Consider the following 13,524-nt stretch of genomic DNA (forward strand, 5'->3'; position numbering starts at 1 on the left):
CGGCAATAGTCGGGTTCAGGAAGCACTGCGAGCGGCGGTGGCAGCGCCTGCGGGCTTGCCTCCCACCCAGCGCAGCAGCGCCCATACGATGATCCAGTAAGCCACCCACAACAGCACCGAACTCAGCGCAGGCAGCGCGCGATAGCCGGCAAAATCGGCCAGGATCTTGCCCACGCCGGTGCTGTCGCTCAAGAGCCAGGAACTGTCCCAGACCGGATCGACGATGGTCGGCAGGACGTCCAGCGAAATCAGGTGATCCAGACCGCCCACCAGCAGCGATCCGGCCAGCAGCAACAACAGGATTTCAGTCACGCGGAAGAAGCGGCGCCAGGTAATGAGCTTGCCGCCCAGTTGCAGCAGCCAGAACGTCAACAGCGCCACGACGAAACCGGCCGCGCCGGCCAGCGCCAGCATCAGCATGTCGCTGCCGCCCTCGCCCGCCGACACGGTGCCGTACAGGAACACGACGGTTTCGCTGCCTTCGCGCGCCACGGCGATCGCGACCAATATGAAGAGGCCCCACCAGTTGTCGCTGGCGACTGAAGCGCGGGCGCCGCTTTCGAGTTCGCCCTTGAGCGTGCGGCCGTGCTTCTTCATCCAGACGACCATCTGCACCACCAGCGCGCATGCGGCCAGCGACATGATGGCCTGGAACCATTCCTGGCCTTCGTCGCTGAGCCAGTTGGAAACGCCCAGCAGCACCAGCGCCAAGGCCACGGCCAGCGCCAGGCCCGCAGCAACGCCGCCCCACAGGTAGGTCAGGCCGCGCTTGCCCTCGGGCGTGGAGCGCAGCCAGGTGTACAGAATGCCCACCACCAGCATGGCTTCGACGCTTTCACGCCAGACGATAAAAAGGACCTGTTCCATATATTGCTACCGCTTATTCCTTGGGTTTGACGACCAAGGTGCCTTTCACGCTCTGGTGAAAGTCATCAAAAAAGGGATACTCGCCGGGACGGGAGATGGTGATGACCACGAAGGACTTCACGCCCGGCCCCAGGACTTTCTCCTTGCGCAGCGGAATGCTTTCGAATTCCACCGGCTCGTTGCTCTCGTTGATGAGCTCGATCTTGAAGCGACCCGCCGGCACTTCCAGCGTGGCGGGCTCGAACGTGCCGTCCGGCTTGAACCTCAGCGTGAACGTGGGCAGTTCGTCAGCCTGCGCGGGCGCCCCGCCGGCCAAGCCGGCCAGGCCGATCAGCAATGCGGCGGCAAGGCGTAGCAGGCTGCGCACGATCAGTAACCGCCCTTCTTGCCAGTGCCGGCGTAGACGAATTCATATTCCAGGTCGAAGGGTTCGAACCAGGGACCCACGCCGGTTTCCTTGTCGACGTGGCGGCCGAAGTGGCTCATCTTGTCCGCGGTCGGGGGCAGGATCGAGTACTTCAGCTTGTACTTGCCCGGGCCTTCCAGCTTGACGTTCTCGCCGTAGTGCGGGCCGTCGTTGGCGACCATGGGCATGAAGGTGCCCTTCTGCACGTTCTGGCTGCCGACCTTCTGGATTTCATACTTCACGACCAGATAAGGCACCCACTCGCCTTCGGGGAAGCCCGTCTTGTTGCCGGCGGTGGCGTGGATGTCGGCTTCAAGGTGCACATCCGAATCCTTGGCCGGGCGCATCATCCCGGGGGGGTCCATTTCGATCGGCTGCAGGTACACCGCGCCGATTTCCATGCCGCCCTTTTCCACCGGTTTGCCGATGGGGTATTCGGCCGCGTTCGCGGCGGAAACGCTCAGAGCGACAATGGCCAGGGCCAAGGCTTTCTTGATCATGTGCATAATCCTTGAGACACGAATGAGACGACGGTTCGTAAAATACAAACAAGAACCGTTTTCATTAATGTAACCAAATCAACTGACAGAACCCTGAACCTGAAGCCAGGAAAATCAGCGGATCATTGCGTTTGATCAAGCGGTGCAAGAGGTCCGGTTCGCCCCTTCAGAGTCCGAGAAATTTGAATGGCGCCGACGGCTGGAAGGCGCGAGTGGCGTCGCCCGCGTAGGTGTGGCGCTGGTCCGGCCCCAGGTCCAGCTTCAGCACCTTGCCGCTTTCCGGACTGAAATCCACGGCCTTGAGATCCACCCAGAACGTATTGGGCGTCAGCGCCGACTCAAAGAAATACAGCTTGCGCTGATGGTCGAAAACAGTACGCCAGCGGGTGGACGAGATGTTGGGCTGCCCGGGCGTGCTGATGCCGTAGGGCACCGAGACATTGCGTATCACGCTGAAGACGCTGGCCAGCGCTTTGTTGGGATCCGGGTCCTTGGGAATGGCGTTGATATAGAACGATGCCCGCACGAAACGATCGGCCGCGCGGTTGGTGCCCGGCAGCATGGTGGTGCCGCCGATCTGTTGCCAGTAAGCGTCGAGCGCAAGCTGCTGCTCGAATTGAGGCGAGTTGGTCATCACCTGGTAGTCGCGGCTGTGGTGGATCACCTGGCGCCCGCCGATGTATTCGATGATGGCGCTGTCGCCGCTGGCGTCCGAGATCGACAGATGCAGCGTTGTCAGGCGGTCCTCCCCCGGCACATTGTCCGAGACGATGGTGTAGGGCTCCTGTTCGAGCGCCGCCACGGCCTCCTTGACGGTGGCGTAGTTGTCCAGCACGTACTGCGCCCACGCGGCGATGGTCAGCCCGGGTTTGCTTTGCGCATCGAATGACGGGTACTGCGATTCCGCCAGCCACAGCAGATTGGCACTCAGGCCCGCTTCGTTCACGCCGTCCGTGGTGGAGACGTCATAGCCGGACGTAACCACGCTGCCGTAGCGCGAGGTCCAGCGCAGGGAATTCGGGCCGGCCTCGCCGCTGCGCGCCATGCCACGAGGCAGCACCCACAGGTTGCTGGTGATGTCGTTCTTCCAGTCCATCGAACGAGTCGTGACCACCTGATCGCCGGCGCCATGGAAGACCACGCGCGTACAGGCCCACGCGGCGGATGACGCGGACAGGGCCGTCAGCCCCGCCAATGCGGTGCAGGCCAAGCGGGAAAGCGCCTTGTTCAGTCTCATGCATGGACTCCTGGGATTCTGTTCTTTTACATGCCGCGCGCGCCAGGGCTGGTGCGCGGGGATGAAAAAAAACCCCAAGAACCGGACCGCTATCCAGCTGTTGGGGTGCTGATCGATGAGGCCGCGCCTGGCGCGGCCCCGCCGTTACTTGCGTCCGGAACCTTGCGTGCCGCCGGGCGTGAACGGGAAGGTCGAGAACATGGCACGCGTCTGATCCTGCATCTGGTCCTGCATCTGCACGAACAGATTCTTGCTCTGGTCGATGTAGTTGTTCATCATGTTCTGCAGCATGGGCGTCTGCACATTCATAAACTGGGCCCAGGCCTCGGGACCGAACTGGCTGCCGTACAGGCCCTTGGACTGTTCCGCCATGCGCTGCTGGATTTCGATGAAGGCCTGGATGTTCTTTTCCAGGTAGGAACCCATGATGCCCTGCATGGCATGGCCGTAGAAACGGATGATCTGCGACAGCATGTTCGACGAGAACATCGGCATGCCGCCGCTTTCCTCTTCGAGGATGATCTGCAGCAGGATACTGCGCGTCAGGTCTTCGCTGCTCTTGGCGTCGACGACCTGGAATTCTTCATTGGCCAGGACCAGTTGCTTGACATCCGCCAGGGTGATGTAGGTGCTGGTCCGGGTGTCGTACAGACGACGGTTGGGGTACTTTTTAATCAGGCGCAGGCTGGCGCCGGTTTGTGCTTGCGTCATGGTTGTCCCCGGATCGGGCGATCTCTAAGGCTTGGAATAGGGTTAGTGTAATCCGGAGGGCCCTCTCCCCGAGGCCCTCCGGTACCAACAGGCCGCCCGCTGGCGGCCCGCGATGCGTCAGCCCATGTGCAGGCCGCCGTTGAGCGAGAAGTCCGCCCCCGTCGAAAAGCCGGACTCGTCCGAGGCCAGCCACGCCGTCATGGAAGCGATTTCCTCCGGCGTGCCGAGACGGCGCACCGGAATGGTGGCGACGATTTTTTCCAGCACGTCGGGACGGATGGCGCGGACCATGTCGGTGCCGATATAGCCGGGCGAAATCGTATTGACCGTGACGCCCTTGCTAGCCACTTCCTGGGCCAGCGCCATGGTGAAGCCATGGATGCCGGCCTTGGCCGTGGAATAGTTGGTCTGGCCGAACTGCCCCTTCTGCCCGTTGACCGAGCTGATGTTGATGATGCGGCCCCACTGACGCTCGACCATGCCTTCGATGACCTGCTTGGTCACATTGAACAGGCTGTTCAAGTTGGTGTCGATGACCGCGCGCCAATCGTCGGCGCTCATCTTGCGGAACAGGCCATCGCGCGTGATGCCCGCGTTGTTGACCAGCACGTCGACCGGGCCCAGATCCTTCGTGACCCGTTCGAAGGCCTCTACCGTGGAGTCCCAGTCGGACACGTTGCCCACGGACGCGTAGAACGTATAGCCCTGCGCTGCCTGCTCGTCCAGCCATTGCTGGTAATTGCGGCTGGGGCCGCAACCTGCCACCACGCGAAAGCCTTCCTTGGCCAAGCGCTGGCAAATAGAGGTGCCGATACCGCCCATCCCGCCTGTTACGTAAGCCAGTTTTCCGCTCATTGGACTTCCTCCTGTGTGCGACGGACGCCTCGTTAATTGACCTTCTTCTATCCGGGCCTAACCGCTGGTCGCGGTTTCAGGCTGCCCGGACTTTCACATACCTGCCAGGCGCCGGCTCTATCGGCCGGTACTTGGCATTGCCCAATTTTTCACGCGCCTTGACCTGCTTGCCCGAATGGCCCGACAGCCAGCCTGCCCAATCGGGCCACCAGCTGCCCGGCGTTTCGACGGCCTGCGCAAACCATGTGTTCGGATCGCCAGGCAGATGATGGCCCGACTGTTCGAGCTTGTCAGCCGCCCAATAGCTGCGGCGCTTCTTGGCCGGAGGATTCACCACGCCGGCGATGTGGCCGGAAGCCCCCAGCACGAAACGCTGCGGGCCGCGCAGCACCTGGGTGGATGCATAGGCCGAGACCCAGGGCACGATATGGTCCTCGCGCGACCCGAAGATGTACGCCGGCATTTCCAGCCGCGTCAGGTCCAGCGGCATGCCCGCGGCTTGCGCGCGGCCCGGCACCTTGAGGTTGTTCTCCAGGTAGGTATTGCGGAAATACCAGGAGAAGAATGGTCCAGGCAGATTGGTGCTGTCGCCATTCCAGAACAGCAGATCGAACGCGGGCGGCTTCTGGCCCTTCAGGTAGTTGCCGACCACATAGTTCCATACCAGCTCATTGGGCCGCAGGAACGAGAAGGTGGTGGCGAGGTCGCGCCCGGGCATCAGCCCGCCCTGGCCCAGTTGATGGTCGCGCAGCAGCGCGTGGGCTTCGTCAACGAAGACGTTCAGGACGCCGGTATCGTGGAAATCGAGCAGCGAGGTCAGCAGGGTCAGCGAAGCCACGGGGTGCTCGCCGCGCGCCTCGGCCAAGGCCAGCGCGGAGGCCAGCATCGTGCCGCCCACGCAGAAGCCCAGCGCATTGACTTGCGGCTGCTTGGTGATGTCGCTGGCCACGCGCAGCGCCTGCAGCACTGCGTCGTCCAGATAATCGGACCAAGTCGCGCGGTCCACGCCATCGGTATCGCTGGACACCGGATTGCGCCACGAAATCAGGAATACCGTGTAGCCCTGGTCCACGGCGTGCCGCACGAAGGAATTCTCTGGCTGCAGGTCAAGGATGTAGAACTTGTTGATGTTCGGCGGCACGATGACCAGCGGCCGCTCATGCACGGTGGGCGTGGACGGCGCGTACTGGATAAGCTGGAACAGCCGGTTTTCGAACACCACTTCACCAGGCGTCACCGCGACGTTGCGGCCGATCTCGAACTGCGATTCGTCTGTCTGCGTGATGCGGCCTTTCTTGACGTCGCCCAGCAGATTGGCCAGCCCTTCGTTGAGCGCGCGTCCGGCGCTTTCGACGATGGATTGCTGGGCATCCGGGTTCAACGCCAGGAAGTTCGACGGCGACAGCGCGTCGACCCATTGCATGATGGAAAAGCGCAGGCGGTCGCGCATGGGCTCGCTGACCTGGGCCGCATCGACCATGCGCGACATGGCGCGGGCCGACAGCAGGTAGGTGTGCGCCAGCAGCAGATGCGAATGATGGGAGGCCCAGGCATCGCCGGAAAAGCGGCGGTCCGGCGGCGGCGCAAGCGCGCCGCGGCGGGCGTCATCGCAAAGGCGCTGCCACTCGCGGGAGAATTCGGCCTGTATGTCAGCCAGGACTTCCGGTGCCACGCTCACCGGAATGGGCCCTGCGGAGAGATTGGCATTCACTTCGACACCTTGTTATCGAAACTACGCGATTGATGTTGCATTCCGGGTTCGGGGCTGTCAATGCGGGTATACAAGGAGGCCTGACAGGGTACGTCGCAAGTCCGGCCGCGGGCCTTGCGCCAGATCAAACCCCGCCGAGCCAGGCCAGCAACGCCATGCGTCCGGTTTCGCCATCGCGGCGGTACGAGAAGAATCGATCGGCCCCGGCCACCGTGCACAGTCCGCTCAAGGAGACATCTTGTACTCCGGCGCGGCGCAGGCGGAAATCAGCCAATCCGGCGAGATCGGCCAGCCATTTTCCGGATAGTCCGGGCCGCGGCGTGAAGTAGCGCAAGGTCGCGGGATCGTCCTGGGAGAAGGCGTCCAGCACATCCTGGCCGACCTCGAACGCCTGCGGACCAATGCCCGGCCCGACCCAGGCGCGCCAGCCCGACGCCTGCGGCGCCTTGGCGCGCATGGCCGCCAGCGTATGTTCCAGCACGCCGCCCGACAGGCCGCGCCAGCCGGCATGCGCCGCGCCCAGCACCGTGCCTTGCGCGTCGGCGATGACCACCGGCAGGCAGTCGGCCACCATGACGGCCAGCACGCGGCCGGGCCGCGCCGTGACGCTGGCATCGACCGCCGGCTCGTCCGGCAGATCCGCCAGATCGGCGTCCACGACTTCGCTACCGTGGACCTGGCGCAGCCACAGGGGTTCGGCTGGCAGCGCGGCGCGCACGCGGCGCCGGTTTTCAATGACCGTGTCCGGATCGTCTCCGGCGCGGCGGCCCAGATTCAAGGTGTCGTGCGGCGCGACGCCCGCGCCCCCTGCCCGGGTTGTGCAGAAATAGTTCACGCCCGCCCATTCCGGGCCTGTCACTACCGGCAGGCCTGCCACTACGCGTTCCATGCGATCTCTTCCTGGACCAAGCTCATGTCGGGAGGCACGTCCGCAGCGAATTCGACTTCGCCGCGGCCGCCCGGATCTTCGAAATGCAGCGCGCGCGCATGCAGCATCTGGCGCTGCGCGCCCGCAATGTTCTTACCGCCGTAAAGCGTATCGGCCAGCAGCGGATGCCCCAGGCTGGCCATGTGCACGCGGATCTGATGGGTGCGGCCGGTTTCCAGGCGGCACACCACTTCGGTGACGCGGCCGCCGGGATCCGCTTCGCCGCGGCGAGCGGGCGCGTAATGGGTAATGGCCGGCTTGGGCGCTACCGGGCGCTCCACGCTCATGCGCACCGGCACGCGCGAATCGCGGCCGATGGGGCGATCGGCCCTGCCGGCCGCGGCCAGCCAGCCATGGGCCAGCGCCACGTACTCCCGGCCCATGCTGCGCGCCTGCAATTGGCGCACCAGATGGGTCTGGGCGGTTTCGCTGCGCGCCACCACCATCAGGCCGGAGGTGTCCTTGTCCAGCCGATGCACGATGCCGGCGCGCGCCACCGTGGTCAGTTCGGGATAGCGGTACAGCAGGCCGTTGAGCAGCGTGCCGCTCCAGTTGCCGGCGCCGGGGTGCGTGACCAGGCCCGCGGGCTTGTTCACCACGATCCAGTCTGGACTTTCGTCGACGACGGCGAACTCGACCGGTTCAGGCGCGAAGGCCAGGGTTTCGGGTCCGGGCTGGGGCCAGACAGTGAGTTCATCGTCAGGGCCGACGGTCTGGCGGATCTTGCCGGGCTTGCCGTTCACGTGGACCTTGCCGGCCTCGATCCAGCCCTGCAGCCGGCTGCGGGAGTGTTCGGGCATCAGCCCCGCCAGCACCTTGTCCAGCCGGTCCGCGCGCGTGCCGGAAGGCACTGTTACAAATTGCGGTTCTCCCTGGGGGTTTTCTTCGGAAATACCCAGGAGTTCGTCGTCGGAAACGAGATCCGCGCCGGAGGCTGTATCAGACATGGAGACAAATCATATAATCAGCCTTGCATGCTAACACCAAGGATACGATTCTCGTGATTCACCACTCCGCAGCTCCCTCGAATCCCGCCTCCCGAAGCGGGCCGGTTTTGCGCGTGGTTATCGCGCTGTTTGCCGTCATGGTCATCGCCGGTTGCGGCTCGACCAACAGCAAGTATGACAAGACCACCAACTGGAGCGCCGAACAGCTGTACGCGGACGCCAAGGCGGAAATGTCTTCAGGCGGCTGGAAAGAAGCGCGCGAACGGCTGACCGCGATCGAAAGCCGCTACCCCTTCGGCGTCTACGCGCAGCAGGCCTTGCTTGAGCTCGCCTACGTCAACTGGAAGGACGGCGAAAACGAACAGGCCCTGGCCGCCATCGACCGCTTCCAGCAGCTTTACCCCAACCATCCCGGCACCGATTACGCCCTTTACCTGAAGGGCTTGATCAACTTCACCCCGGCCAGCGCCTTCATGAGCAGCATTACCGGCCAGGACCCCGCGGAACGCGATCCCAAGGGCCTGCGCGCGTCCTACGACGCGTTCAACGAGCTGATCAAGCGCTACCCGGACAGCAAGTACACGGTGGACGCCGAGAAGCGTGTCGCCTGGCTGGTCAACACCATCGCGATGAACGAGGTGCACGTCGCCCGCTACTACTATGAGCGCGGCGCCTACGTGGCCGCCGCCAACCGCGCGCAAACCGTCATCACCGACTTCGAAGGCGCCCCCGCCACCGAGGAAGCGCTCTACCTGATGGTCGAGTCCTACGACAAGCTCGGCATGACCGAACTGAAGAACGACTCGCAGCGCGTGTACGACAAGAACTTCCCCAACAGCGAATTCAAGACCAAGGGCCTGAAGGCCGACAAGAGCTGGTGGAACCCGTTCAACTGACGCGCCGTTCCCCATGCCAGGAAAGCCCCTGCCACGCAGGGGCTTTTTTTATGCCGCGGCGCGCCGCAAGGCTTGCGGCGGCTGTCCGTAGATGCGGATGAAGGCGCGGCGCATGCGTTCCGTATCGCCGAAACCCACCCGGCGGGCAATGGCGTCCATGCCAGCCTCGCCCTCCTCGACCAATTCGCGGGCGGCCTCGGCACGCACGCGCTCGACCGCCTTGGCCGGGGTCTGGCCGGTTTCGAGTTTGAACTGGCGGCAGAACTGGCGCGGACTCAAGCAGGCCACGGCAGCCAGGCGCTCGATGTCCAGCACTTGATCCAGATGCTGGCCCACATGGGCCAGCACTTCGCGCATGCGTCCGCTGGCCGGCGCCAGTTCCTGCAGGGCCGAGAACTGCGACTGCCCGCCCGTGCGCCGGTGATAGACCACCATCTCGCGGGCGGTGGCGCGGGCGACCGCCTCGCCGTGGTCGGCCTGCACCATGGCCAGCGCGAGATCGATGCCGGCCGTGATGCCCGCCGAGGTCCAGACTGTGCGGTCCTCGACATAGATGCGATCCGCCTCCACTGCCAGTGCCGGATGGCGCTGCTGCAATTCGGCGGCGTGGCGCCAGTGGGTCGTCACCCGGCGCCCCTGCAGGATGCCGGCCTGCGCCAGCACGAAAGCGCCGGTGCAGACGCTGGCCACGCGCCGTCCGCGCGCATGCGCGCCGCGCAGATAGGCCAGCATGGCCGGCGCTGCCTGGGGCTCGCGCGCGCCCTGGCCGCCCGGCACCAGCACGGTGTCCGCGCGCAGGCCTCGCCAAGGACGCGTCAGCACGGACACGCCGGCCGAGCAGCGGACCGGCCCGCCCTCGGCCGACACCACGGCTACCTCATAGGCGCCCGGCACCACTTCGGCGGCGATCTGAAAGACTGACAGCGGCCCGGCCATGTCGAGCAGCTGGAAGTCCGGCACGGGCAGGATGCAGACGCGATGGGTGCTCATGGCATTAAACGAGGGAAAATAGTCATTCTTGCCATAGTTTCCAGCGCTAGAGTGGGGCCTGTCAATCCTCCGGACCTGCTACTGCCATGAACGCTTCCCTGCGCGGCCTGCGCAATGCCCGCATCCTCGCCGTCTGCCAAGGCCTGTACATCGCGGCGATCTCCATCGACCTGACCCTGACGGCGCTGACCGGCCAGATGCTGGCGCCGCATCCGGCGCTGGCGACGCTGCCCTTCGCGCTGATCACGGTGGCGGGCGCCGCGGTGACCTGGTATGCCTCCTTGCTCATGCAGCGCATCGGCCGGCGCGCCGGTTTCATATTGGGATCGCTGGCGGGCGCGGCCGGCGGGCTGATTTCCGTGGCCGCGGTCTTTGCCAGCGACTTCTGGCTCTTCTGCCTGGGCACGGCGCTGGTCGGCGTGTTCCAGGCCTTCGCGCAGTACTACCGGTTGGCGGCCGCGGACGCGGTACCCGCCGAGGCCAAGAGCCGCGCCATCTCCGTGGTCCTGACCGGCGGCGTCATCGCGGCCATAGCAGGGCCGGCGCTGGCTGCCTGGGCCAAGGACATCTTTCCCGCCGCGATCTTCTCCGGCGCCTATCTGATGGTGGCCCTGCTGGGAGCGGCCAGCGCGCTGCTGCTCCTCGCCTACCGCGACCAGGAAGGCGACGGCGGCCAGCCCGCCGACACGCAGGCCGCGGTCCTGCCGGCCCGCCCCTTGGGCGAGGTCATGCGGCAGCCCATCTTTGTGGCGGCGCTGGCCAACAATGTCGTGGGGTCGGTCTCGATGATGTTCGTCATGACGGCCGCGCCGCTCGCCGCCGTAGCCTGCCAGCACAGCATTGCCGACGGCGCCAGCATCATGCAGTGGCACCTCATCGGCATGTACGCCCCGGCGTTTTTCGCCGGCGCGTTGATCAACCGGCTGGGACTGCCGCGCGTGCTCGGCATGGGCATGGCGCTGAACGCGGCCTGCTCGCTGATCGCGATGCAATCGACTTCGCTCACGGCCTTCCATGCGGCATTGTTCTGCCTGGGCGTGGGCTGGAACTTCATGTTCGTCGGCGGCACCACGCTGCTGGCCCAATCGTACCGGCCCGCCGAACGGGCGCGGGTGCAAGGAGCGGCCGAAATGCTGCGCTATGCCACCACCGCCCTGGCCACGCTGGCCGCCGGGCCGGCGCTGGCGCGCATGGGCTGGGAGACGCTCAATGCCGCCATGCTGCCCATCGTGGGCCTGGCCGCGGTCATGACGGGATGGTGGGCGCTATCGCGCAGGACGGAACGGGTTGCCGCCTGATACTGCCGGCAGGGCCGCCTGCAGGCGCGTGCGGCCTCTAGCCCTGCGGTTCCTGCTTGCGCCGGTAGAACGCCAGCACCTCTTCCAGTTCGCGCGTCCGCGCAAACGGCGGCAGTCCGCGCCACAGGCGCTTGCCGTAAGGCTTTTCGACCAGGCGCGCATCGCCCACCATGAGCACGCCCCAATCGGATTCCGTGCGGATCAAGCGGCCCGCGCCCTGCTTGAGCGAAATCGCGGCTTCGGGCAATTGGTATTCCGAAAAAGGATTGCCGCCCTGCGCGCGGCAAGCGCGCAGCCGCGCCTCGATGACCGGATCGTCGGGCGGCGCGAACGGCAGCTTGTCGATCGCCACCAGCGTCAGCACGTCGCCCGGCAGGTCGATGCCTTCCCAGAAACTGGCGCTGCCCACCAGCACCGGATGCTCCAGCTTGCAGAAGCGGTCCAGCAAGTCGCGGCGCGTGCCCTCGCCCTGCTTGAGCAAGGGCCATTCATGGCCGGCATCGTCGAAGGCGTCGGCCAGCAGGTTGGCGACCTTGTCCACGGCGCGCAGCGTCGTGCACAGCACCAGCGTGCCGCCGGGACTGGCCTCCAGCAGCGGCAGCAGCGTCTGCACGAAACGGTCGAGGAACTGCGGCGATTGCGGTTCGGGCATGCCGCGCGGCACGAACAGCAAGGCTTGCTCGGGGTAGTCGAAGGGCGATTCCCACTTGCCCGTGCGCGCCTTCTCCAGCCCCAATTGGCTGGTGAAGTGGGTGAACTCGCCGTTCACGGACAAGGTGGCCGAGGTCATGATCCAGGCCTGGCCCGGCTTGCGGTATTTGGAAAAAGCCTGGGCCACCGACAGGGGCGCGGAATGTAGCCGCACGTGGTGCTGGCCGTGCTCGACCCAGCGCACCGCCGGACCGGTCCATTGTTCCGCGGCGGCTGCGCCTTCCAGGATCGCGGCGGGCGTGGAGAGTCCGTCGCCCAGCGCCGATTGCAGCGCGGGCTCGGGCGCCTGGTCGTCGCGGCCCCAGCCTTCCTCGGAATAGTCGGCGGTCGCCCGCCCCGGCGTGGCCCAGCGCTTGAGCCGCACCGAAATTTCGGCGCCGCTGCGCGCGGCCGCCATCAGGTCCGGATGCTTTTCGGCGACCGCGCCCAGCGCCTTCGCCGCGCCGTCCACGGCCTCGCGCAGCGCCAATAGCGCTTCGTCGAATTCCTCGGGATTCGGAATGGCCTCGAAGGTGGCCTTGCGGCCCGGCATCTTGTCCAGCGGCGCACAGACCAGCCGCAGCTCGCGCGCCGCCGTTTCCACATGGCGACTGACGTCGCTCCATTTGGCGGCCTCGCGCGCATAGGCCAGGCCGGCCGCTTCCATCGCGCGGCCGAAATCCAGCAACTGATGCGTGGACACGCTATTGCCCAGGAAGCGGGTGGCGGTATCCGGCAACTGGTGCGCTTCGTCGAAGATCACGGTGTCCGCTTCGGGCAGCAGATCGGTCACGCCCTCTTCGCGCAGCACCAGGTCGGCCATGAACAGGGCGTGGTTGACCACCACCACGTCGGCTTCTTGCGCCTGGCGGCGCGCCTTCACCACAAAACAGTCGCGAATGCGCGGGCATTCCTGACCCAGGCAGTTCTCGCGCGTGGAGGTCACGCGCTGCCAGATGTCGGCATCTTCCGGCACCTGCGCCAGGTCGCCGCGATCACCCGTCTTGGAGATGCCGGCGAACACCTGGATCTGGCGCAGCTGCTGGATTTCGGTGCGCGACTTCAAGGCGCGCTCGTCGCCCTGCAGGCGGTCCAAGTGGTAATGACAGACGTAGTTGCCGCGGCCCTTGAGCAGCGCAGCGGTCACCGGCGCGGCCAGCGCCGCGCGCACGCGCGGCAGGTCGCGGGCGAAAAGCTGGTCCTGCAAGGTGCGGGTGCCGGTGGAAATCAGCACCTTGCCGCCCTGGATGAAGGCGGGTACAAGATAGGCCCAGGTCTTGCCGATGCCGGTGCCCGCCTCGGCCACCAAGGTGGCGCGGTCCTGGATGGCTTGGCCTATGGCCTGCGAGAGTTCAACCTGCGAGGGGCGCGGCTTGTAGCCGGGCAAGGCCGTGGCCAAAGGCCCGTCGGCGTCGAAGAATTCGGAGATATCCAGGTCCAGCATAGCGAGTCAACGGTGAACCGGTGCCGGTTGCGGTTCGGGCGCCA

13 protein-coding genes are annotated in these 13,524 nt (G+C 65.6%); 2 read left to right on the forward strand and 11 right to left on the reverse strand.

Translation table 11 applies throughout. From position 1 onward, the window contains the following. Positions 1-15: 15 nt before the first annotated feature. The 9 genes from IPU70_RS30280 to IPU70_RS30320 form a co-directional block, all read right to left on the reverse strand. Positions 16-867: an FTR1 family protein gene (locus IPU70_RS30280; protein WP_207472918.1), complete on the reverse strand. Its 852-nt coding sequence runs from the start codon at positions 865-867 to the stop codon at positions 16-18. 13 nt (positions 868-880) lie between these two features. Continuing rightward, positions 881-1,234, reverse strand: a complete 354-nt coding sequence (locus IPU70_RS30285) for a cupredoxin domain-containing protein (protein WP_207472920.1) — start codon at positions 1,232-1,234, stop codon at positions 881-883. A gap of 2 nt (positions 1,235-1,236) precedes the next feature. Next, a complete protein-coding gene (locus tag IPU70_RS30290) occupies positions 1,237-1,773 on the reverse strand; it encodes an iron transporter (RefSeq protein WP_013392347.1) in 537 nt (178 codons plus the stop codon). A 166-nt stretch (positions 1,774-1,939) separates the two neighbouring features. Further along, a complete protein-coding gene (locus IPU70_RS30295; protein WP_207472922.1) occupies positions 1,940-3,010 on the reverse strand; it encodes a linear amide C-N hydrolase in 1,071 nt (356 codons plus the stop codon). Between the two features lie 144 nt (positions 3,011-3,154). Then, positions 3,155-3,721, reverse strand: a complete 567-nt coding sequence (phaR, locus tag IPU70_RS30300) for a polyhydroxyalkanoate synthesis repressor PhaR (RefSeq protein WP_013392345.1) — start codon at positions 3,719-3,721, stop codon at positions 3,155-3,157. 117 nt (positions 3,722-3,838) lie between these two features. Continuing rightward, on the reverse strand, positions 3,839-4,576 hold the full coding sequence (phbB, locus tag IPU70_RS30305) for an acetoacetyl-CoA reductase (RefSeq protein ID WP_207472924.1): 738 nt from the start codon (positions 4,574-4,576) through the stop codon (positions 3,839-3,841). 76 nt (positions 4,577-4,652) lie between these two features. Beyond that, the gene (gene phaC / locus IPU70_RS30310; RefSeq protein ID WP_207472934.1) at positions 4,653-6,287 is read right to left on the reverse strand and encodes a class I poly(R)-hydroxyalkanoic acid synthase; all 1,635 of its coding nucleotides are present in this window, start codon (positions 6,285-6,287) and stop codon (positions 4,653-4,655) included. Positions 6,288-6,411: 124 nt separating this feature from the next. Continuing rightward, on the reverse strand, positions 6,412-7,176 hold the full coding sequence (gene pgeF, locus IPU70_RS30315; protein WP_207472947.1) for a peptidoglycan editing factor PgeF: 765 nt from the start codon (positions 7,174-7,176) through the stop codon (positions 6,412-6,414). Next, complete coding sequence (locus IPU70_RS30320) at positions 7,164-8,162, reverse strand: RluA family pseudouridine synthase (protein ID WP_207472949.1); 999 nt, start codon at positions 8,160-8,162, stop codon at positions 7,164-7,166. Before IPU70_RS30320 ends, pgeF begins: the two co-directional genes overlap by 13 nt. A gap of 137 nt (positions 8,163-8,299) precedes the next feature. Between IPU70_RS30320 and IPU70_RS30325 the strand changes: the two genes are divergently transcribed. Then, a complete protein-coding gene (locus IPU70_RS30325; RefSeq protein WP_237710019.1) occupies positions 8,300-9,058 on the forward strand; it encodes an outer membrane protein assembly factor BamD in 759 nt (252 codons plus the stop codon). Positions 9,059-9,106: 48 nt separating this feature from the next. Here the strand turns inward: IPU70_RS30325 and IPU70_RS30330 are convergent, their stop codons facing one another. Then, the gene (locus tag IPU70_RS30330; protein ID WP_207472951.1) at positions 9,107-10,048 is read right to left on the reverse strand and encodes a GlxA family transcriptional regulator; all 942 of its coding nucleotides are present in this window, start codon (positions 10,046-10,048) and stop codon (positions 9,107-9,109) included. A gap of 86 nt (positions 10,049-10,134) precedes the next feature. Here IPU70_RS30330 and IPU70_RS30335 point away from each other — a divergent pair, with 86 nt between their 5' ends. Next, on the forward strand, positions 10,135-11,346 hold the full coding sequence (locus tag IPU70_RS30335) for an MFS transporter (RefSeq protein WP_207472953.1): 1,212 nt from the start codon (positions 10,135-10,137) through the stop codon (positions 11,344-11,346). Between the two features lie 37 nt (positions 11,347-11,383). Here the strand turns inward: IPU70_RS30335 and IPU70_RS30340 are convergent, their stop codons facing one another. Further along, entirely contained in the window at positions 11,384-13,480 is a 2,097-nt protein-coding gene (locus tag IPU70_RS30340; protein WP_207472960.1) for an ATP-dependent DNA helicase, read from the reverse strand. Positions 13,481-13,524 lie beyond the last annotated feature (44 nt).

The organism is Achromobacter sp. SD115, assembly GCF_017355315.1.
Lineage (GTDB): Bacteria > Pseudomonadota > Gammaproteobacteria > Burkholderiales > Burkholderiaceae_B > Achromobacter > Achromobacter xylosoxidans_B.

What these genes read in the sequence shown, in the direction of transcription:
- IPU70_RS30280 (WP_207472918.1), bottom strand. Translation starts at nt 867, where the DNA reads ATGGAACAGGTCCTTTTTATCGTCTGGCGTGAAAGCGTCGAAGCCATG.
- IPU70_RS30290 (WP_013392347.1), bottom strand. Translation starts at nt 1,773, where the DNA reads ATGATCAAGAAAGCCTTGGCCCTGGCCATTGTCGCTCTGAGCGTTTCC.
- IPU70_RS30295 (WP_207472922.1), bottom strand. Translation starts at nt 3,010, where the DNA reads ATGAGACTGAACAAGGCGCTTTCCCGCTTGGCCTGCACCGCATTGGCG.
- phaR (WP_013392345.1), bottom strand. Translation starts at nt 3,721, where the DNA reads ATGACGCAAGCACAAACCGGCGCCAGCCTGCGCCTGATTAAAAAGTAC.
- phbB (WP_207472924.1), bottom strand. Translation starts at nt 4,576, where the DNA reads ATGAGCGGAAAACTGGCTTACGTAACAGGCGGGATGGGCGGTATCGGC.
- pgeF (WP_207472947.1), bottom strand. Translation starts at nt 7,176, where the DNA reads ATGGAACGCGTAGTGGCAGGCCTGCCGGTAGTGACAGGCCCGGAATGG.
- IPU70_RS30320 (WP_207472949.1), bottom strand. Translation starts at nt 8,162, where the DNA reads ATGTCTGATACAGCCTCCGGCGCGGATCTCGTTTCCGACGACGAACTC.
- IPU70_RS30325 (WP_237710019.1), top strand. Translation starts at nt 8,300, where the DNA reads ATGGTCATCGCCGGTTGCGGCTCGACCAACAGCAAGTATGACAAGACC.
- IPU70_RS30330 (WP_207472951.1), bottom strand. Translation starts at nt 10,048, where the DNA reads ATGAGCACCCATCGCGTCTGCATCCTGCCCGTGCCGGACTTCCAGCTG.
- IPU70_RS30335 (WP_207472953.1), top strand. Translation starts at nt 10,135, where the DNA reads ATGAACGCTTCCCTGCGCGGCCTGCGCAATGCCCGCATCCTCGCCGTC.
- IPU70_RS30340 (WP_207472960.1), bottom strand. Translation starts at nt 13,480, where the DNA reads ATGCTGGACCTGGATATCTCCGAATTCTTCGACGCCGACGGGCCTTTG.